Below are 20,394 nucleotides of genomic sequence, written 5' to 3' on the forward strand. Positions count from 1 at the left end.
CGCACCGGAACATTTATATGCGAAGAAATCCGGTACTTGGCGAATTATCGTTATCACGATCACAGACACTTTCCTTACCTTGGGCAGCTTGCCCATGAATTTCGGCAACGTAATTGTTGTCGGCAAGCTAAAGGAGGCATTTCCGAGGCCACATAGCCGGAACCGTTCCAATCCCGCCTTAGCCACAACCAATTGCGATATAAACTTAGATAAAAATTACCGCACCGGTAGCAGCTTCCCCACATCCCCAAAATCATATCGACGCAAATAGAAAAGGAAACAAAATGAGTGTCCCAATAATTGAGTATTTCTCAATATATGGCATGCACGGCCATAAAGACATTAGCATCGAGTTCTCTACACCTTACAGCATTTTGCTGTCCGAGAACGGACAGGGCAAAACAACAATACTCAAAATCATTGACGCAACACTCACTGGAAACATAAAAAAACTACGGGACGCCAGCTTTAGATCGATCGAAATAAAATTCTCCAATGTAAAGGACTCAATAAGCATTTTAAAAAGCGACCTTGAGTATGAGTGGGAATCTAGGGCATACGAACACATAAGATCAAAAACAGACGAAGAGACATTCTCAACAATCCTTGAGATAGTCTCAAGAAACACATCAAGCAAAAACATCCACAGCGAGTTGCGAGATCTGTTCCGCAACGACTCACAAGAAAGACACCTAAGCAGGAATTATCCCTTCAGCTCAATTGCACTTCGCGAGCTGATAGAAGAAAAAGAATCAGTCGCTTTAAAAAAGCAAAACTTAGGTTTTTTCAAGTCGATTAAGGATAACTTTCCATTAAAGACCTTATACCTTCCGACATACCGAAGGGTTGAGGACTTAATCTCATCCCTGAATTTGGATGAAGGAATTCAAGGTAACGAACATATACGTTTTGGTCTTTCAGATGTAGAGGCCACACTAGAGTCAATTAAAAAAGAAATACTAACCTCTTGCAATGATTCCATGTCTCGCATTAACGGGGAAATTCTTAACCGCCTCGTTAAAGGGCTCTCCCTCACTAAAGAGGACCGGGAGCTGATTCTTGACAATATCGAATCACTAGGCCTTGTCCTTAATCGATTTGGGAAATCACTCTCGCCTGAGGACAAGGAACTAATCACGCACAAAGTAAAATCCCCAGAGGATTTCAATGATGCAAAAAACGAAGCGCTTGTGTATTTCCTGTCCAAAATGTATAGCGCATTTCTGGAGCAGCGAGAAAAAGATAATGCACTAAGCAAATTTTCGGAAATATGCTCTAAATATTTCGTAAATAAAAAAATGACTTATGACGAAACAACGCTGGAAGTATTCATAACCTGCGACGAAACAGGAAATGACATTAAGTTCGAGCAGCTATCATCAGGCGAAAAGCAAATTGTGTCTCTCTTCTCCAAATTGATGCTTGAGAAAGGCAAAGGACTATTTGTGCTTTTCGACGAACCGGAGCTTTCTTTATCTGTAGAGTGGCAGCGGCAGCTTTTGCCAGATGTAATTGAAAGCGGTAGTTGTGAAATGCTGTTAGCAATGACGCACAGCCCATTTATTATTGCGAACACAACAGACTATGCAAGCGACCTAAAATCTTATTTCATTGATGCGGCAGAGCTAAAATGAAAGACCGCCTAGAGAAGCTATTGGAATTCGCCGAAGAGCCAGAAGTCTATTTTGTAGAGTATATAAAATCCAGAACTAAAGACGGCAGGGAAAAAGCCATCTTTGTGCTTGAGGGGAAAGATGACCCCAAATTCTATACAGCAAAATTTGACGCGATAATAAAAAGAGAATGGAAAACCCTATCCGTTGGCGGAAAATCTAAAGTAATTGAACTAAGAGATAGAATAAGAAAGCACCCGAAGTTTAAAGAGGATAGTGTATACTTCTTTGTTGATCGCGACTTCGATGAAAAAATTCCGTCAATGGATGTCTACACAACCCCTTGCTATTCGGTTGAGAATTTATATTGTGACCCAACAACAATAAAAAGGCTTTTAGAGGCGGAGTGCGGACTTACCAAGTCCGAAATAAAGAACCGAGACGAAATATTAGATTTCCTTCTGCAAGAATATCAAGCACTGCAGGCCGAGTTCCATCGCAGTAACAAGATAAAGCTAATAAATTCAGTATTTCTCTATGTAAGAAGAATTAAGAATGATAGAAAAATAAGTCTCGACAAGATTTTAAAAATAGAGGTAAGCCTGCCAAGAGGAAATATAAAAATCAAACTTAAGAGAGGCCCTGCTTTTCTAGAAAATCGGCACAGCGAAAAGACGCACTTCAGAGAATTCGTTAACACCAATGGAATTTGGAAAGAAATCTCAGAACAACCCATGAGGCGCTTTAGAGGAAAGCAGGAGATACTGCTATTGAAAGCTTACCTTGACTCACTGAAACATGATGGATACCTATCTGACATTACGCATAAAAACTTTGGAATAAAAGTCAAAACAGAGAACCCAGCCATGTCCAATCATGTTCTCTCAACAGTTTCTCAATATGTAAAGACCCCTGACTGCCTATATAAATTTCTAGCTGCGATAAATGATGAGCATCGAGAGGGTCGAGGTTTTGTAGGGTGACTACATCAATAACCGTTTCTGAAACGCTCTGGCACAGCGGGGGAAGAGAGGAGCTGGAAGGCCCGATTTATGGGTTTCTTTGGTTCAGCAAGGCCTTACGTCAGTGATTCATAATGCTCAGCGCTGCATTTAATCGCTCCCCACTAGACATCTAAAGGCGCCTAGCCAAAGCTAGCCGCCTTTTTTCATTCCTTCTATTTGCTGTTCCGTTTACCGAGGTAAACCATGCGTGACCGTTTCGATGAGATTCGTGCTGAGCGGGATGTTCGTTCCGTGGAGCCGGTTGTTTACAACCGTGATCCCCATGCCGGGCTGTGGAAGCAGATCGCGTTGGGGATTGTGGTGGGTTATCTGGCGTTGGGTGTTTTGAGCGCCGTGGGTTGGGCGGTGTTTGTGCGAATTGCCTTGGGCAGTTTGCAGATTGCGGTGCCGTGAAAGCTGGGGCGTTAGGCTGGCGAACAGGTTCTTGTGAGGCCGCGGTATCAGCGGGCTGTGGCGCCTTCTCTTGCCGTTGACGTTACCCGTGGTGCGGCGCAGAATCGGCGCCATTTCGCGGGGAGCCATCCTCCGCTAGCGGTTTCTTTGGTGTCTGAAGGGCGTGTGATGAATACGTTGCTGTCTGCGGTCTCGGTGATCGTTTGTGTGTTGGCGATCAGTGCGGGTGTGATGCTCGATGTTCGGCACAAGCCGAGCGACGAGGCGAAGCGGGTGTATACCGCCGAGCGGGTAAACGAGATTTTGCGGCGTAATACCAAGCAGAGCTGAGCCGAGAGGCAAGGCGGCGGAATAAAAGAGGCGGCCCGAGGGTCGCCTTTTTCATGCCCGAAAAAAGCCGGGCGCAAGCCCGGCGAAGTCCAACGAGGAGAGGTGCTGCGGCGTGGGTGCTTACCAGAGCGGCAGGCTGTAACTGACGATAAAGCGGTTCTCGTCCAGGTCGCTCTGGAAGTTGCTTCGCGTGGTGGCGTTGCGCAGCTTGAAGCCGAGGTTCTTCAGCGGGCCGCTCTGGATGACGTAGGCGATGTCGGTGTTGCGCTCCCAGGTCTTGCCTTCGCTGGCGCCGGCGCCACGGTCGACGTTGTCGCCGGAGACGTAGCGGGTCATCAGGCTTAGTTCCGGAATGCCCATGGCGGCGAAGTCGTAGTCATAACGGACCTGCCAGGAACGCTCGTCCTGGTTACCGAAATCGTTGATCTGCAGCAGGTTGATCAACGCGTTATCACCACCGGCGACGTAGGCGAAACCGGTATCGCCACTCATGTGCTGGTAACCGCCGGTGAAGGCGTGACCGCCATGTTTGTAGGTGAACAGCGCGCCGAAGGCGTCGTTGTCGACGTTGCTGCCGCCATCGTCGGTGGAGCGCACATAGCGCAGGTCGGTCTTGAAGCTCTGCGACTCGCCGATCGGCAGCACATGGACCAGGCTGAGGTTGTGCTGGTCGTAGATGCCGTCCAGCCCACCGTAGTAGTAGCTGGTGGCCAATTGTGGCGACCAGTCGTAACGACCACCGGCGAAGCGGAACTCGTCGCTTGTCGTATTGCTGCCAAAGGTGATGTTGCGCAGCCCGCCATTGAACACCGTCATCTCTTCGTAGTTGGAAGAGTCGCGGTAGCTCGTGCGATCCAGCATGCCGAGATCCAGCGTGAAGCCTTCGACGTCCTTGCTCTGCAGCCAGGCGCCGCGATAGATGTTGGGCAACAGGCGGCTGTCGTTGCGCATCAGCACCGGAATCACCGGTTGCAGGGTACCCACGTGCAGCGTGGTGGCGGACAGCTTGGCCTTCGCCGTCAGGCCTGCCGTGCCGTAGTCGTCCGCCGGTTCACCGGAAGCCGAGCGTGGCAGGAGGCCGGTGCCGCCACGGCCGGAGCCGGAGTCGAGCTTGACGCCGAGCAGCCCGATGGCATCCAGGCCGAAGCCGACCGGTCCTTCGGTGTAACCGGACTCCATTTTCAGGATGAAGCCCTGGGCCCACTCCTCGGCCTTGGACTGAGCAGCGCCAGACTGCCGGAAGTCGCGGTTCATGTAGAAGTTGCGCAGTTCGACAGCGGCCTTGCTGTCTTCGATGAAGGCGGCGCTGGCGGGATTGGTGGCGATCACTACGGCGCCGCCGCAGAGGATGTGGCAGAGGGATTTGTGGTGCGGTCGCATGGTATTTCCTCTTGTTGTTGTTTTGGGCCGCTCTCGGGCGGCTACAAGGCATAGAGCGAAAGGCGTGCCAGTGGCGGGAATAGCGGATTTGATCGGCTGGATGCTGCGCGCCAGAGCGGTTTCGCTGTGCGGTGGCAGGCCTCGGGTGCGGTCAGGGAAGCGTCCGGCTGGCTGGACATGTATGGCGTGCGGCCAGCTTTGGCGGGGCTGTGTCCAGCACGGCAGACGGTTGGAGGAGGGCGCCGGCCCGGGAGCTGGCGCCGTTCAGCTGCTAGCGGGTGCCCTTACGGCTCTGTACGCAAACGAAGCTCGATGCGGCGTTCACATCGCCCTTGCCGACGTACTTCGGCCAGCCGGGGTATTCGCACAGCGGGCGGGTGCGGCCGGGCACGCCGACGCTGTCGGCAACGATCTGCCGGCGCGGCGGGCGGCCCTGTTCGACCCAGTCTTCCAGCGCGGTCAGCGAATCCCAGGCGGCGTTGAACACGGTGCTGGCGGCGTGGCCGTAGCCAGGGATCTCGTAGTACCGCAGGAAGTGCTTGGTCCTGCCCGGGCCCATGTCGCGGCGCACGCGCTCGTAATACTCGGCGGTGGCGCGGGTGCTCACCAGCTGGTCGGAACTGCCGTGGGCCATGAGGATCTTGCCGCCGTTGCGGGCAAAGGCGGTGAGGTCGGTCTGGTTGACGTCCTGGCGCAGCGACAGCTCGCTGATGCGCGCCTGCCATGGGCCGGGGTTCTGCGGGTCGAGGGTCAGCGAGCTGAAGGTGGGGTTGCGCGTCACGAAGAAGCGCACCCATTCATCCCAGAACCCCGAGTGGTAGGGCGCGCCCTCGGCGAAGCCGGTGCCGTGCACGGGCATCGGATAGCTCGGCTGCAGGGTGTTGAGGCCGAGGCGGTTGACCACCAGCTGCAGGCCTTCACCCGGCCGGCCGAGGTCGGTGCCCCAGGTGTTGAAGCCGGGGTAGTGGGTTTCGCCGCTGGCCAGCCGGAAGTTGAAGCGGATCGGCGTGTTGAACACCCGCAGCGCCTGGATCTGCGCATCCGACAGGCAACGTTGCGAGGTGTCGGCACCGCCCGGGCAGCGCAGCGGTTTGCCGTTGAGCTTGGCGCGGGCCGGGTCGAACTGCGCATTGCAGGCGGCCTGATGGCTGATCATGCCGTCGCGCACGCCATCCAACTTGTCGCAGGCCTGCATCGCGGCTTCCAGCAGTGCGGCGCGCTTCTCCAGGCTGGGAAAGGCGCCGGGCTGGGCGAGGGCGCGGGTGATGCGGCCGAACTGCAGGTCCAGCGCCAGGGCGTTGTAGGCGGGGTAGAGGACGATGGCGCCGTTGAAGTCGGTCGGCCATTGCTGCACCACGGCCAGCGCCTCGCGGCCACCGGTGGAGCCGCCGGCGAAATAGCTGCGCTCGGGTGCGGCGCCGTAGCGTTGTTCGATCAGGTAGACGGCGGCATCGCGGGTTTTCTTCAGCGCGTCGTGGGCGTAGTTGGCCAGCGCTTCGTCGTTCCAGGCAAAGGAGCCGGGGCTCAGCGGATCGGCCACATGCCCGGAATCGCTGCCGAATACCGCGTAGCCACGGCCGAGCGGCGTGGGTTGATCGATCGGGCCGGCGGGTACGTTGCCGGCGACGTTCGGCACCGTGCCGTTGTAACCGCCGCCGCCGAACATCATCGCCTTGCGGTTCCACTGCTCGGGCAGCACCAGGCGCATGCGGATCGCCGGTGCGGCCGGATCGACCGGGCGAATCTCGGCGCTGACATCGCAATAGGCGCCGAAGGTCTGCGGTGCGCTGCCGCCAGCCGCGACCGGGGTCGCCGCGGTGACGCGCGCGCCGCTGGTGGGCAGGCCGATGGCCTCGGCCGGTATCTCGCGGCCGAGCAGCTCGGTGCAGGTCGCCGCCTGGGCGGACTGGCTGGCCAGCAGCGCCACGGCGAGGGAGGCCAGGGGCAGGGAACAGCGCGCAAGCGAGTTGCAGGATGAACGCATCATTGAGGCTTTCCTTCTTCTTGTTGTCGGGCCGTGCGCCACGCGGGCGCAACAGCGCTAAAGCCAATGCCATGCCACCGCCGTGGGCGGGCGCGCAGCAGGCGATGGCCGGTCGCCGCGGCTTGGGCGAAGGCTCTAGCTCAGGGGGAAAGTCGGAAGCGCAGGAGGCTGCGGGATGGCCGAAGGGCAGGAAGCGGCGAAGAGAGGTGTCCGGCGCGCTGGACGACTGTCCGCCGCGCCGGACACTCGGGTTGCTAGTTGTAGCGGCCGTTGATCCCGCCGACGCTGTAGCGCCCGGCACCGAGCAGCATGATGGCCAGCGAGCCGAACAGGAACAGACCCTGCAGTTCGATGGCCCAGCCGCCCATCGGCCCGATGTCGAACAGTTCGGCCCGGTGCGCCAGCGCCAGCGCGACGACCATGTTGCCCAGCATCAGCAGAGCGCCGAGGCGGGTGTAAAGGCCAAGGATCACCAGCAGCGGTCCGACCACCTCACCCAGGTAGACGCCGTAGGCGAGGACCGTCGGCAGGCCCATGCCGGCCAGCATGCCACCGATGCCATCGACGCCGTGCAGCAGTTTGTGGATGCCGTGCAGCAGCATCAATACGCCGACCGAGAGCCTGAGAACCAGTTTGCCTGCATCGTCTGTCATCGTTGCGCGTCCCCTTGCGGCGCCGGGAATCGGCGGCCCTGCCTCCAATGTAGATCAGCCGCTGTGACATTGCCGCGTCGTCAACGACGGCCAAGCCGCGGATTAGACCGCTCAGCGCTGGCTCAGGCCATGCTGCTGCAGTTTGCTGTAGAGGCTGGCGCGGGAGATGCCGAGCTCCATCGCGGCGCGCCGGCGGTTGCCCTTGCAGGCGGCCAGTGCGCTCTGCAGCGCGCGACGCTCGGCCTGGGCGATGGTCTGGGCCAGCGGTTGCAGCGGCAGTTCTTCGAGACTGGCTGCCGCTGCGGCTTGAGCAGGTGGAGACACGGCTGCCAGATGGCTGCTGGCGTCTACCGGGCGTGCCTGATCGCCGAGCAATGGCATCAAGTGTGCCGCCTGCAGCTGCGGGCCGTCGGCGGACAGTTGCGCGCGCTCCAGCAGGTTGCCCAGCTCACGCACGTTTCCGCGCCAGGGTTGCGCGCAGAGTAGCGCCAGCGCTTCGGGGCTCAGCTCCATGGGCGGCTGGCCGGAGCGGTTGGCGATGTCGTCGAGCAAGTGTTCGACCACGGCGGGGATGTCGCTGGCGCGCTCGCGCAACGGCGGCACGCGCAGGGCGAGGACGTTGAGGCGGTAGTAGAGGTCGTCGCGGAACTGGCCGGCGGTGACCTTGGCTTCCAGGTCGATATGCGTCGCGGCAATCACCCGCACGTTGAGCGCCTTGACCTGATTGGAGCCGAGCGGCTCGACCTCCTGTTCCTGCAGCACGCGCAGCAGCTTGGCCTGTAGCGGCAGGGGCAGGTCGCCGATCTCGTCGAGGAACAGCGTGCCGCCATTGGCCACCTCGAACTTGCCGATGCGCGCCTTGCGGTCGGCGCCGGTAAAGGCGCCGGGGGCCGTGCCGAACAGTTCGGCCTCGACCAGACTTTCCGGGATCGCCGCGACGTTGACCGCGACGAAGGGGCCGCGCGCCCGTGGCGACAGGTTATGGATGCCCTGGGCCAGCAGCTCCTTGCCGGTGCCGGTTTCGCCGCGCAGGAGCACGGTGGCATCGAGCTGCGCGGCGCGCCGCGCCTGGCGCTTGATCTCGCTGGCGGCCGGGCTGTTACCGATGAAGCCGGCGATGGTGTAGCGCGCCCGGCGCGCCTTGGCCAGTTCGTTCTGGGTAGCGACCAGCTGGGTCTGCAGGCTGGTGTACTTGGACATCAGCGGTTTGAGATGCCGTGCGCGGTCGAACAGCACGAAGCCCAGCGCGCCGACCAGGGTGCCGTCCTCGTCGCGCAGCGGAATGCGCGTGACGACGAAGTGCTCGTCGCCGAAGGCCATCAGGTCGATGATGCTCGGCAGGCCGCTTTCCACCACCTCGCGCAGGCGGCTGGCCGGCAGGACTTCTTCGATTTCCTTGCCGAGCACGCTGGCCGGATCGCGAATGCCGACCTTCTCGGCGTACTTGTCGTTGATCCAGACGATGCGCGCCTGGCGGTTGACCGCGATAGTGCCCTCGCACTGCGCGTTCAGGTGATCGAACAGCAGCGGCATGGCCACGGCACGGAAGCGTTCCGGGGATACGCCGACGATCAGGCCGTGGTTGTCGAGTGCGTCGCGGGCAATGCTCATGGGCAGTCAGGGTCCGTTCTGGGGCGACCGATTATGGTTGGCCCCGGCTGCCACGGGCAAGGCAGCCGGAGGAAGTTGGAGACGCTGGAGAAAACGATGCCGAGGCAGGCAAGACAAGGCAGAAGCGGCCGAAGAAGCGGAGTTTACGTGTTGTAAATGAGCATTCTGAGGCCGGTTCTAACGCAGTATTGCCAACGCAGGTAGTTTTCAGGGGCTATACACTTCGTTGGGCAGCCAGGTGGCCAGCGGGGCGAAGTAAAACACCAGTGCCAGGCCGATCAGTTGGATGACAATGTACGGCAGCACGCCGAGGTAGACATCGCGGGTGGTGATGCCTGGCGGGCAGACGCCCTTGATGTAGAACAGGGCGAAGCCCACCGGCGGAGTGAGGAACGAAGTCTGCAGGCAGAGCGCGAAGAGAATCGCGAACCACAGCGGATCGACGCCCATGGAGAACAGCACCGGCGCCACCAGCGGCAGGATGATCAGGGTGATCTCCACCCAGTCGAGGAAGAACCCCAGCAGAAAGGTGATCGCCAGCACCGTGAGCAGCACGCCGGTCTGGCCGAACGGCAGGCCGGTCAGCGCGGCGCGGATCACGTCATCGCCACCCAGACCGCGCAGCACGGCGGCGAATACCGTGGCGCCGATGAAGATGCCGAAGATGAACGCCGCGGTGCGGCTGGTCTGGTACAGCGCATCCTTGAGCACCGGCAGGTTCAGCCGGCGGCTGGCCGCTGCCATCAACAGTGCACCGAAGGCGCCGACGGCGGAGGCCTCGGTGGTGGTGGCGATACCGAAGAAGATCGAGCCGAGCACGGCGAAGATCAGTGCCAGCGGCGGCACCACGGCCCAGAACACGTCGAGCAGGGCACGGGCGTCGAGCTTCGGCCGGTTGACCGGGGCCGGGGCGAAGTCCTTTTTCAGCCAGGCGACGACCACGATGTAGAGGATGTACGCCAGCGCCAGCATCATCCCCGGGATCAACGCGCCCATGAACAGCTTGCCCACCGAGGCTTCCGAGGTGCCGAGGCGGTCGGCCATCAGCACCAGCATGATGCTCGGCGGGATGAGGATGCCCAGCGTGCCCACCGAGCAGGCGGTGCCCACCGCCAAGCTCTTGTTGTAGTTGGCCTGCAGCATCGGCCCGATGGAGAGCATGCCGAGCAGCGCCACCGAGGCGCCGACGATGCCGGTGGAGGCGGCGAGCAGGATGCCGACCACCACCACGGTCACCGCGTAGCCGCCGCGCAGCGGGCCGAGCACGCGCACCAGGCTGTGCATCAGGCGTTCGGCGATGCCGGAGCGGTCGAGCATGATGCCCATGAAGATGAACAGCGGCAGGGCCACCATCAGCTCATTGGCGACGATGCCGTAGATGCGCGCGTCGAGCACGCCGATGGTGCCGTCCCAGGTAAACCAGAGATTGGCGTCGAAGTGTTCCACCAGCACATAGCCGACCACGGCGAACAGCAGGCCGATGCCGGCCAGCGACCAGGCGACCGGGAAGCCGAGCAGCAGCAGGCCCATGAAGCTGGCGAACATGGCGATGACGAGGATTTCTTCCAGACCCATGATTGCGACTACTCCATCAGGGCTGCGAACGAGTGCGGTCGCGCTCGTCCGAGGGGGCCGTCAGGGCCCGCGGGAAATTGAACAGCAGGGTGCTGCAGCGCAACGCGCGGGACAGCAGCGCCAGCGCCACCAGGGCGAGGCCGATGGGCAGCACGCTCTTGAAGATGAAGCGATGGGGCAGCCCGCTGGGTGCCTGGGAGCGCTCGTTGTAGAGGTAGGCCTTGTAGGCGTAGGGAATCAGCGCATCGATCATCAGCGCGATCACCGGCAGGGCCAGCAGCACGATGGCGACCAGCTCGATCCAGGCGCGGCTGCGCAGACTGAAGCGTTCGCTCAGCACATCGACGCGCACATGGTCGTCGCGCACTACGGCATAGGCGAGGGCAAGCATCAGCGCGGCGCCGAACAGGTGCCAGGACATTTCCTCCAGCGCGATGGAGCCACGCGAGAGGGCGAAGCGGCTGAACACATTGGCCAGCACGACCAGCAGCACGGCCAGCCAGAGCCAGGCGCTGGCTTCGCCGATGGCCACCAGCAGGCGATCCAGCGGCCGCGAGATGCGGTTGTACGGCAGCGCGTCGGGCGCTGGCGCATCGGGAGAGACGGGCTTGAAGGACACGGCGGACCTCGGAATCTCGGCACAGGGGTAGGAGGCGGGCACGCTGCCGTGCGCGCGGGTTAGTGGCCTGTTTGGTAAGTCTGGTTGGTCAATTTCGGCGCCCATGGCCCCGATACAGCGTTGCTGCTCATTGCCTCAACCCACTCACCGCACAGGCCACAGCGCGCAGCTGTCAGTCGTACTTGTAGAAGTCGCGCGGCAGATAGCCCATGCCGTGCCAGATCGAGTGGTGCTGCATGAACTCACGCTGGCTGGTCAGCACGCGCTTGAACATCTCGTCCTTGGCGGCCATCTCGTCGAGCACCTCGTCGGTGACCTTCTGCAGCTCGCGCAGTACCGGTTCGGGCAGCACCTGGGCCTTCACACCCTGCTTCTGGTAGTCACGCAGCGCGGTCGGCTGGGCCCACTCGCTTTCGGCAAAGCCCTTGAGGGTGGCCGATTCGCAACCCATCTCGATGAGTGCGCGGCTTTCCGGTGCGAGCTTGTCCCAGACGTCCTTGTTCACCAGCAGGTGCGAGGTGGTCAGCGTCTGGTGCCAGCCGGGCATGATGTAGTTCTTGATGATCTGGTCCAGGCCGAGCATCTTGTCCACCGCCGGTTGCGAGAACTCGGTGGCGTCGATGGTCTTGCGCTCCAGCGCCTGGTAGATCTCGCCGCCCGGCACCATGGTCACCGAGGCGCCGAGCTTTTCCAGCACCTTGCCGCCGATGCCGGCGAAGCGGATACGCAGGCCATCGAAGTCCTCCAGCTTCTCGATGGGCTTGGCGAACCAGCCGGCGCCTTCCGGGCCGATGATGCTGCACAGCATCGGGTGGATATTGCGCTCGGCGTAGATCTCCTCGAGCAGCTTCTTGCCATCGCCCTGGTAGTACCAGGCCAGGTGCGCCGGCGGCTCCATGTTGAACGGCGCGCCGGAGTACAGCGGCAGGGCCGGGATGGTGCCCTGGTCGTAGCCAATCCAGGTGTAGCCGGCCGGGTACTTGCCGCTGCTCACCGCATCCATGATCTCGAACGGCGGCACCAGCTCGCCCGGCTCGTAGTAGCGCAGCTGGATATCGCCGCCGGACACGGCCTTGAGCGATTCGGAGAGGTGCTTGACCGGAGTGGAGAGGCCGATCAGGTGGGAGGGGAAGGCCAGCGGCACCTGCCAGCGGATCTTTTCCGCGGCGCTGGCGACGCCACTGAGCAGGCTGGCGCCGAGCAGGGTGGTGGCACCGATGGCGCAGGCGATACGGGAGAGTTTGTTCTTGGTCGACATGCAGGTTTCCTTCTTGTTGTTGTTCTGGTGCCCGAGGGCGGACGCGTAACCGCCCGTGGGTCGAGAGGCGTTAACAGGCCAGAACAAGAACAGAGGCCGAGCCGATGCTGCCGATCCGGCGCCAGTCTTGTTCTTTGGTTTGTTCTGGCGTCGCAGGGTGGATTGCAGGTTCTGTGCCTATCACTCGCGATCGAGGAAAGGCGCGGTCTGCAGCGGCATTCGGATGCTTGCAGGGCGATGGCGGTGTCCGCTGCGGCAGACACGTTTCAGGTAGGCATGCGGCGGTGTCTGGAATTCTGGAACATGTCCAGTTTCATGGACGTCAGCAATGACTGACTGCTGGACAAACAAAATCCGGCGTTGCGCGGGGCGCGACGCCAGATGAAAGGAGTAGAGCGGAGGGTGTGCGATCAGCTGGCGGCTTGCTTGGCCAGGGTGCTTTCCAGGGCGCTGCGGCAGCGCTCCTCGGCGGTGTCCAGCTCCAGCTGCATCTGCTGGATGTCGAGCAGTTGCTGCTCCAGCTGCTGGCGCCGCTCGGCGATCATCTGCAGCATGATGTTCAGCTGCTTCTGGTTGCCGGCCTTGGGGTCGTAGAGCTCGATCAGCGTCTTGCATTCAGCCAGCGAAAAGCCGATGCGCTTCCCGCGCAGGATCAGCTTCAGCGCGACGCGATCCTTGGGTGAATAGATGCGTTCCTGACCGCGGCGGGTCGGCGTGAGCATGCCCTGTTCTTCGTAGAAGCGGATGGCGCGAGTGGTGATATCCAGCTCATTGGCCAGGTCGGAAATACTGTAGGTCTGTTTCGCCATGATTCTTCCGATCATCCTCTGTCGCGCCCGGCGAACCGGGCGCGTGTCTGCCAGCATGCCCTGCCGCGACGGTGCGCTCAGGGGCGTTCGACTGCCAAGGCTACTCCCTGGCCACCACCAATGCACAGTGTTGCCAGGCCCTTGCGAACATCGCGGCGCTGCATCTCGTGCAGCAGGGTCACCAGGATGCGGCAGCCCGAGGCGCCGATCGGGTGGCCGAGGGCGATGGCGCCGCCGTTCACGTTGACCTTATCGGCATCCCAGCCCAATTCCTTACCCACCGACAGCGCCTGCACGGCGAAGGCTTCGTTGGCTTCGATCAGGTCCAGCTCGGCCAGCGTCCAGCCGGCCTTGTCCAGGCAGCGACGGGTGGCGGTGACCGGGCCGATGCCCATGATCGCCGGGTCGACACCGGCGTTGGCGTAGCCGGCGATCTTCGCCAGCACCGGCAGGCCCAGGGCTTCGGCCTTGCTGGCGCTCATCAGCACCACCGCGGCGGCGCCGTCGTTGAGGGTCGAAGCGTTGCCGGCGGTAACGCTGCCGTCCTTCTTGAACGCCGCACGCAGGCCGCCGAGGGAGTCGGCCGTGGTGCCGGCGCGGGGCTGCTCGTCACGGGCGAAGGCGAGCGGCTCGCCCTTGCGCTGGGGAATCATGACCGGGGTGATCTCGGCATCGAAGCGGCCGCTCTCGATGGCGGCGGCGGCACGCTGCTGCGACTGCGCGGCGAAGGCGTCCTGCTGGGCGCGGTCGATGCCGTACTTGTCGGCCAGGTTCTCTGCGGTAATGCCCATGTGGTAGTCATTGAAGGCATCCCACAGGCCGTCGGTGATCATGCTGTCGACCATCTGTGCGTGGCCCATGCGCAGGCCGGTGCGTGCGCCGGGCAGAACGTAGGGCGCCAGGCTCATGTTCTCCATGCCGCCGGCGATGACCACTTCGGCATCGCCGCAGCGGATCGCCTGCACGGCCAGATGCACGGCCTTGAGGCCCGAGCCGCAGACCTTGTTCAGCGTCATGGACGGTACGGCGTGGGGCAGGCCGGCCTTGATCGAGGCCTGGCGCGCGGTGTTCTGTCCGGCGCCGGCGGTGAGCACATGGCCGAGGATGACTTCATCGACCTGGGCCGGATCGATACCGGTCTTTTCCAGCAGGGCGCGGATCACGGTGGCGCCCAGTTCGACTGCCGGCACATTGGCCAGCGAGCCCTGGAAACTGCCGATGGCGGTGCGGGTTGCAGCTACGATGACGACGTCTTGCATGACGGACTCCGAATAAAAAGGCGCTACGCCGGGGCGTAACGCGAGGATCAGGCACACGGCCTGGCTCCGGGAAAGGGTGACCTCGAACGACAGGGGGGAAGCGGCCTGGCGGGCCAGTCAATGCCGCAGTATACGGGCGCCTAAGTGACTGGCCAGTGCTGGCACGCAGCTGGTTCGCGGCGTTCGATCGGGCGGGAGACACAGCGGGCGAGGTAGGCGCCGGCGTCCCTCCCGCACCCTGGCTTTAGCGCTGGATCGGGCTGCCGGTAGCCTCTTGCAGCTCATCGAAGCTGACGCCTTCGGCCAGTTCGACCAGCTTCAGGCCCTGCTCGGTGACGTCCAGTACGCCGAGGTCGGTGATGATCCGGTCGACCACGCCGAGGCCAGTCAGTGGCAGGTCGCAGGCCGGCAGGATCTTGTGCGCGCCGCCCTTGGCGGTGTGCTCCATCAGCACTACGACGCGCTTGACGCCGGCTACCAGATCCATCGCGCCGCCCATGCCCTTGACCATCTTGCCGGGGATCATCCAGTTGGCCAGGTCGCCCTTTTCCGACACCTGCATGGCGCCGAGGATGGCCAGGTTGATGTGGCCGCCGCGGATCATGGCAAAGCTCTGCGCGTTGTCGAAGAAGCTCGAGCCGGGCAGGGCGGTGACGGTCTGCTTGCCGGCGTTGATCAGGTCCGGGTCGATCTCTTCCTCGGTCGGGAAGGGGCCGATGCCGAGCAGGCCGTTCTCGCTCTGCAGCCAGACGTCCATGCCTTCGGGGATGTAGTTGGCTACCAGGGTCGGCAGGCCGATACCGAGGTTGACGTAGAAGCCGTCCTGCAGCTCCTGGGCGGCGCGTTGCGCCATCTGTTCACGTGTCCAGGCCATGGTCTCAGCTCCTCACCGTGCGTTTTTCGATGCGTTTTTCCGGGTTCGGGTTGTGCACGATGCGATGCACGTAGATACCCGGCAGGTGAATCTGGTCCGGGTCCAGCTCGCCGGTCTCGACGATCTCCTCCACCTCGACGACGCAGACCTCGCCGGCCATCGCTGCCAGCGGGTTGAAGTTGCGCGCGGTCTTGCGAAACAGCAGGTTGCCGGCCTTGTCGGCCTTCCATGCCTTGACCAGGGCCAGGTCCGCGGTCAGCGACTCTTCCATCACGTACCACTCGCCGTTGAACTGGCGGGTCTCCTTGCCTTCTGCCACCAGCGTGCCGTAGCCGGTCTTGGTGTAGAACGCCGGGATGCCCGCGCCGCCGGCACGCAGCTTCTCGGCCAGGGTGCCCTGCGGGGTGAATTCCAGGGCCAGCTCGCCGGCCAGGTACTGGCGCTCGAACTCCTTGTTCTCACCCACGTAGGAGGAAACCATCTTGCTGATCTGCCGCGTCTCCAACAGCAGGCCGAGACCGAAGCCGTCGACGCCGGCGTTGTTGCTGATGGCAGTCAGGTCTTTCTTGCCGCTGTCGCGCAGGGCGGCGATCAGCTGCTCGGGGATGCCGCACAGGCCGAAGCCGCCGACGGCGATGGTCATGCCGTCCTCGACCAGGCCTTCCAGGGCGTGGGCGGCGCTGGGGTAAATCTTGTTCATGAATTACCTCTACTTGTTGTTCTGTCTGTGCCGGGTGGTCCGATAGGTGGCCGCCCGACGAATAGGGTTTAGCAAAATCGGTGCCGCTAACCGGCCTGCCTGGCGCGGGCGACCCGCGAACCGTTGGCCCGCCCCAGCAGCTGGCTGATGCGCTGGCCGGCGGCGATCAGCTTGTCGAGGTCGATGCCGGTGGCTATGTCCAGACCGTTGAACATGTACAGCACGTCTTCGCTGGCGACATTGCCGCTGGCTCCCTTCGCGTACGGGCAGCCACCGAGGCCGGCGACCGAGCTGTCGAACACGGCGATGCCCTCCAGCAGGCTGGCATAGATATTCGCCAGCGCCTGGCCGTAAGTGTCGTGGAAATGCCCGGCCAACCGTTCGCGCGGCACCTCGCGGGCGACGGTATCGAACAGGGTGCGGGTCTTGCCCGGTGTGCCGGTGCCGATGGTGTCGCCCAGGGAAACCTCGTAGCAGCCCATGGCATACAGTTCGCGGGCGACTTCGCCGACCTTGGCTGGCGCCACTTCACCTTCGTAGGGGCAGCCGAGCACGCAGGAAACGTAGCCCCGCACACGGATGTCCTGCTCGCGGGCGGCCTCCATCAGCGGCGCGAAGCGCGCCAGGCTCTCGGCGATGGAGCAGTTGATGTTCTTCTGCGAGAAGGCTTCGGATGCTGCACCGAACACCGCGACTTCCTTCACGCCGGCCTCGATGGCCGCCTCCAGGCCCTTCATGTTCGGCGTCAGCGCCGCGTAGGTGACGCCCGGCTTGTGCTGGATCTGCGCAAAGACCTCGGCGGAGCCGGCCATCTGCGGCACCCACTTGGGCGAGACGAAGCTGCCGACTTCGATATAGCTGAGGCCAGCGGCGCTGAGGTCGTCCACCAGGCGCACCTTGTCCGTCACGCTGATCGGCTGCTGCTCGTTCTGCAGGCCGTCACGCGGGCCGACTTCGACCATCCGGACCTGTTTGGGCAGGCTCATATGTCCTCCAGGGGCGAGCGCGATTGGCGGGCTCGCCGGTTCATGTGTGTCAGCCGAGGCGTCCGGCTACCGGTGGAAAAGCCTGCGGCGTTTTCCACCCTACGGCTTTGCGTTCGTGCGTAGGGTGGACAATGGCGAAGCCTTGTCCACCTTGTGCATCCTTCAGGCCTCTTCCATCTCCAGCAGCACCGCGCCTTCACTGACCATCTCGCCTTCGCTGCAGAACAGGCTCTTGACCACGCCTGCCTGGGCACTGCGGATGCTGTGTTCCATCTTCATCGCTTCCAGCACGATCAGCGCGGTGCCGGCTTCGACATGCTGGCCGGCCTCCACCAGTACACGAACGATGCTGCCGTTCATCGGCGCGGTCAGGCCGCCTTGATGCTGGTGGCTCGCTTCGGCTTCGGCGATGGGGTCGAAGGCGCGCACGGCCAGCCATTCGCCGTTCCACTGCAGATACAGCGCATCGCCCTGGCGGATCGCCTTGGGCGTGCGGACGTTTGGCTGCGGCGCTGCCGGATCGACCTTCAGCCGGCGGCTTTCGCCATTGCACTGCAGGTGCAGGCTGATCTGCGCCGGCATGCCGAAACGCAACCCGTCGCGTTTGGACCACGGCGAATGGGCATCGTCGCCGCGTACCTTGGTCGGTTCGGTCTGCACGAAGCACTCCGCAGCCTGCTGCCAAAACGCATCGGATAGCTCGCCAGCCGGACGCAGCAATTCGCTTTCGTGACGCGGGATAAAGCCGGTATCCAGCTCGGCCTCGGCGAAGGCGCGGTGGCCGACGACGCGGCGCAGGAACGCGAGGTTGGTGCGCACGCCGCCGACGGCGGTCTCGTCGAGCATGGCCAGCAGGCGCAGACGCGCTTCCTCGCGGTTCTCGCCCCAGGCGATCAGCTTGCCGAGCATCGGGTCGTAGAACGGCGACACGGTATCGCCCTCGGCGACGCCGCTGTCGACGCGACGGCCCGGGCCATCCGCCGCTTCACGATAGAGATCGAGGGTGCCGGTGGCGGGGAGGAAATCGTTGTCCGGATCCTCGGCGTACAGCCGTACCTCGATGGCATGGCCGATCAGCGGCACTTGCTCCTGGCTGATCGGCAGCGGCTCGCCGCGGGCGACGCGAATCTGCCAGGCGACCAGATCGAGGCCGGTGATGGCTTCGGTGACCGGGTGCTCGACCTGCAGGCGGGTATTCATTTCCATAAAGAAGAATTCGCCACGGGCATCCAGCAGAAATTCCACCGTGCCGGCACCGACGTAGCCGATGGCCTTGGCCGCCTTTACCGCAGCTTCACCCATGGCGCGGCGCAGCTCGGGGGAGAGGCCTGGCGCCGGCGCCTCTTCAACCACTTTCTGATGGCGGCGCTGGATCGAGCAGTCGCGTTCGTTCAGGTACAGGCAGTTGCCGTGCTGATCGGCGAAGACCTGGATTTCCACATGGCGCGGCTTGAGGACGTATTTCTCGACCAGCATGCGCGAATCGCCGAACGACGACTGCGCCTCGCGCTGCGCGGACGCCAGCGCCTCGGCCAGGTCCGCCTCGCGCTCGACCACCTTCATGCCCTTGCCGCCGCCACCGGCGGTGGCCTTGAGCAGCACCGGGTAGCCGATCTTTTCCGCGGCAGCACGGAAGGTTTCCACGTCCTGCGCTTCGCCGTGGTAGCCCGGTACCAGCGGCACGCCGGCTTCTTCCATCAGCGCCTTGGCGGCGGACTTGCTGCCCATGGCGTCGATGGCGGAGGCGGGTGGGCCGAGGAAGATCAGCCCGGCCTGTTCGATGGCGCGGGCGAACTCGGCGTTCTCCGAGAGGAAGCCGTAGCCCGGGTGGATCGCCTGGGCGCCGCTGGCCTTGGCCGCCTCGATCAGCTTGTCGATGCGCAGGTAGCTCTCGGCCGGCTTGGCGCCGCCCAGGTCGATGCGGATATCGGCCTCGCGGGCATGGCGCGCCGTTGCGTCGATGGCGCTGTGCACGGCAACGGTGGTCAGGCCCATGGCCTTGGCGGTGCGCATTACGCGGCAGGCGATCTCGCCGCGGTTGGCAACCAGGAGGGTGGTAATCATTGTTGTGGCTCCTGCGTGGCCTTCAGTGGGTTTCCCCTCACCCTAGCCCTCTCCCCTGAGGGGCGAGGGGATGACGGAGTGAGGCGGAGGAATGATGTGGTTTGGTTGTCGGCGGCTTGCCGGATGGAGGCAGCAGGCCGAGCGTCGTGGCGGTGGCCGTGTGGTGCGCTTTGGTTTTTTGGCTGCAACTGCATCGCGCTCCAGACCCCGCACGGCCAAACCCCCTCGCCCCCTTGGGGAGAGGGCTGGGGTGAGGGGGCGATGCTACGCACGTGCACTCCCGTCCAGCCATTGCACAGACCAACCCCCTCACCCCTTTGGGGAGAGGGCTGGGGTGAGGGGGCGGTGTCGAGGACTTGCACCATCGCCCGACCACCACACAACGCAACCCTCTCACCGCGCGTACGCGACAACGTATACGAGCGAGCACCCCACAGCAGCCCAGTCATCACGCGCGCTCCTGCCAGGCGGGCGTGCGTTTTTCCAGGAAGGCGCTCAGGCCTTCCTGACCTTCCGGGCTGGTGCGCAGGCGCGCAATGCCCTGTTCGGTGGTCTGGCGCAGGTCGGCGCTGAAATCGCCATCACCCACTTCCAGCAGCAGGTCCTTGCAGGCCTTGAGCGCTTGCGGGCTGTTCAATAGCAGGTTGTCGACCCACTGCTCGAGCGCGGCGTCCAGTTCACTGGCCGGGTAGGTCTCGGCGAGCAGGCCGAGTTCGCGGGCACGCTTACCGTCGAAGCGTTCGGCGGTCAGCGCGTAGCGGCGGGTGGCGCGCTCGCCGATGGCCTTGACCACGAACGGGCTGATCACCGCCGGGGCCAGGCCGATGCGTACTTCTGACAGGCAGAACAGCGCATCGCTGGCACCGATGGCCATGTCGCAGCAGGCGATCAGCCCCAAGGCGCCGCCAAAGGCCGCGCCCTGCACCACGGCCAGGGTCGGCTGCGGCAGCTGGTAGAGGCGTTGCATCAGCTCGCCGAGTTCATGGGCATCAGCGAGATTGGCCTGGTAGTCGAGCTTGGCCGACTCGCGCATCCAGCCCAGATCGGCGCCGGCGGAGAAATGCTTGCCGCGCCCGCGCAGGATCAGGAAGCGGATGCTCGCATCGTCCTGCACCTGGGCCAGGGCCGCGTTCAATTCGCCGATCACCCGGGCGTCGAAAGCATTGTTCTTGTCCGCGCGGTTGAGCCAGAGGGTGGCCACGCCGCGCGCGTCTTTGTTCAGTTCGATGGTCTGGAAATCGGTCATCTCGGCATCCTCGAT

Annotated in this window: 18 protein-coding genes; 4 read left to right on the forward strand and 14 right to left on the reverse strand. The window is 62.6% G+C overall.

What is annotated here, in order from left to right:
• The first annotated feature begins 284 nt into the window (after positions 1-284).
• The 4 genes from LLJ08_RS04495 (at position 285) to LLJ08_RS04510 (ending at position 3,361) form a co-directional block, all read left to right on the forward strand.
• Complete coding sequence (locus tag LLJ08_RS04495) at positions 285-1,634, forward strand: AAA family ATPase (RefSeq protein ID WP_228208302.1); 1,350 nt, start codon at positions 285-287, stop codon at positions 1,632-1,634.
• Positions 1,631-2,596, forward strand: coding sequence for a DUF4435 domain-containing protein (locus tag LLJ08_RS04500; protein WP_228208303.1), 966 nt, complete (start codon positions 1,631-1,633; stop codon positions 2,594-2,596). Before LLJ08_RS04495 ends, LLJ08_RS04500 begins: the two co-directional genes overlap by 4 nt.
• A 225-nt stretch (positions 2,597-2,821) precedes the next feature.
• The gene (locus LLJ08_RS04505; protein WP_228208304.1) at positions 2,822-3,031 is read left to right on the forward strand and encodes a hypothetical protein; all 210 of its coding nucleotides are present in this window, start codon (positions 2,822-2,824) and stop codon (positions 3,029-3,031) included.
• Positions 3,032-3,199: 168 nt separating this feature from the next.
• Complete coding sequence (locus tag LLJ08_RS04510; protein ID WP_172602747.1) at positions 3,200-3,361, forward strand: hypothetical protein; 162 nt, start codon at positions 3,200-3,202, stop codon at positions 3,359-3,361.
• Between the two features lie 120 nt (positions 3,362-3,481).
• Here the strand turns inward: LLJ08_RS04510 and LLJ08_RS04515 are convergent, their stop codons facing one another.
• From LLJ08_RS04515 to LLJ08_RS04580, 14 genes are all read right to left on the reverse strand, one after another.
• On the reverse strand, positions 3,482-4,741 hold the full coding sequence (locus tag LLJ08_RS04515; RefSeq protein WP_228208305.1) for an OprD family porin: 1,260 nt from the start codon (positions 4,739-4,741) through the stop codon (positions 3,482-3,484).
• 271 nt (positions 4,742-5,012) lie between these two features.
• Positions 5,013-6,728, reverse strand: coding sequence for a tannase/feruloyl esterase family alpha/beta hydrolase (locus LLJ08_RS04520; protein ID WP_228208306.1), 1,716 nt, complete (start codon positions 6,726-6,728; stop codon positions 5,013-5,015).
• 251 nt (positions 6,729-6,979) lie between these two features.
• Entirely contained in the window at positions 6,980-7,378 is a 399-nt protein-coding gene (locus LLJ08_RS04525) for a DoxX family protein (RefSeq protein WP_023445827.1), read from the reverse strand.
• Positions 7,379-7,489: 111 nt separating this feature from the next.
• A complete protein-coding gene (locus LLJ08_RS04530) occupies positions 7,490-8,989 on the reverse strand; it encodes a sigma-54 interaction domain-containing protein (RefSeq protein ID WP_228208307.1) in 1,500 nt (499 codons plus the stop codon).
• Positions 8,990-9,196: 207 nt separating this feature from the next.
• Positions 9,197-10,564, reverse strand: a complete 1,368-nt coding sequence (locus tag LLJ08_RS04535) for a TRAP transporter large permease (protein ID WP_228208308.1) — start codon at positions 10,562-10,564, stop codon at positions 9,197-9,199.
• A 16-nt stretch (positions 10,565-10,580) separates the two neighbouring features.
• Positions 10,581-11,183: a TRAP transporter small permease subunit gene (locus LLJ08_RS04540; protein WP_042922371.1), complete on the reverse strand. Its 603-nt coding sequence runs from the start codon at positions 11,181-11,183 to the stop codon at positions 10,581-10,583.
• Between the two features lie 172 nt (positions 11,184-11,355).
• The gene (locus LLJ08_RS04545) at positions 11,356-12,441 is read right to left on the reverse strand and encodes a TRAP transporter substrate-binding protein (protein ID WP_110776094.1); all 1,086 of its coding nucleotides are present in this window, start codon (positions 12,439-12,441) and stop codon (positions 11,356-11,358) included.
• Positions 12,442-12,851: 410 nt separating this feature from the next.
• Positions 12,852-13,250 (reverse strand): MerR family transcriptional regulator, encoded by a 399-nt coding sequence (locus tag LLJ08_RS04550; RefSeq protein WP_014597531.1) that lies wholly within the window; start codon positions 13,248-13,250, stop codon positions 12,852-12,854.
• Positions 13,251-13,327: 77 nt separating this feature from the next.
• Complete coding sequence (locus tag LLJ08_RS04555) at positions 13,328-14,509, reverse strand: acetyl-CoA C-acetyltransferase (RefSeq protein ID WP_228208309.1); 1,182 nt, start codon at positions 14,507-14,509, stop codon at positions 13,328-13,330.
• Positions 14,510-14,753: 244 nt separating this feature from the next.
• Positions 14,754-15,383: a CoA transferase subunit B gene (locus LLJ08_RS04560; protein WP_003280093.1), complete on the reverse strand. Its 630-nt coding sequence runs from the start codon at positions 15,381-15,383 to the stop codon at positions 14,754-14,756.
• Positions 15,384-15,387: 4 nt separating this feature from the next.
• Positions 15,388-16,083 (reverse strand): CoA transferase subunit A, encoded by a 696-nt coding sequence (locus tag LLJ08_RS04565; RefSeq protein WP_003294550.1) that lies wholly within the window; start codon positions 16,081-16,083, stop codon positions 15,388-15,390.
• Positions 16,084-16,169: 86 nt separating this feature from the next.
• Positions 16,170-17,069 carry a hydroxymethylglutaryl-CoA lyase gene (locus tag LLJ08_RS04570; protein WP_228208310.1) on the reverse strand — a complete coding sequence of 300 codons (900 nt, stop codon included), beginning with the start codon at positions 17,067-17,069 and terminating at the stop codon, positions 16,170-16,172.
• A gap of 162 nt (positions 17,070-17,231) precedes the next feature.
• Positions 17,232-19,133 (reverse strand): acetyl/propionyl/methylcrotonyl-CoA carboxylase subunit alpha, encoded by a 1,902-nt coding sequence (locus LLJ08_RS04575; protein ID WP_228208311.1) that lies wholly within the window; start codon positions 19,131-19,133, stop codon positions 17,232-17,234.
• A gap of 448 nt (positions 19,134-19,581) precedes the next feature.
• Positions 19,582-20,379 (reverse strand): gamma-carboxygeranoyl-CoA hydratase, encoded by a 798-nt coding sequence (locus tag LLJ08_RS04580; RefSeq protein WP_228208312.1) that lies wholly within the window; start codon positions 20,377-20,379, stop codon positions 19,582-19,584.
• Positions 20,380-20,394: the final 15 nt, after the last annotated feature.

It is taken from the genome of Stutzerimonas chloritidismutans, from assembly GCF_020783375.1.
GTDB classification, from domain to species: Bacteria; Pseudomonadota; Gammaproteobacteria; order Pseudomonadales; family Pseudomonadaceae; genus Stutzerimonas; species Stutzerimonas kunmingensis.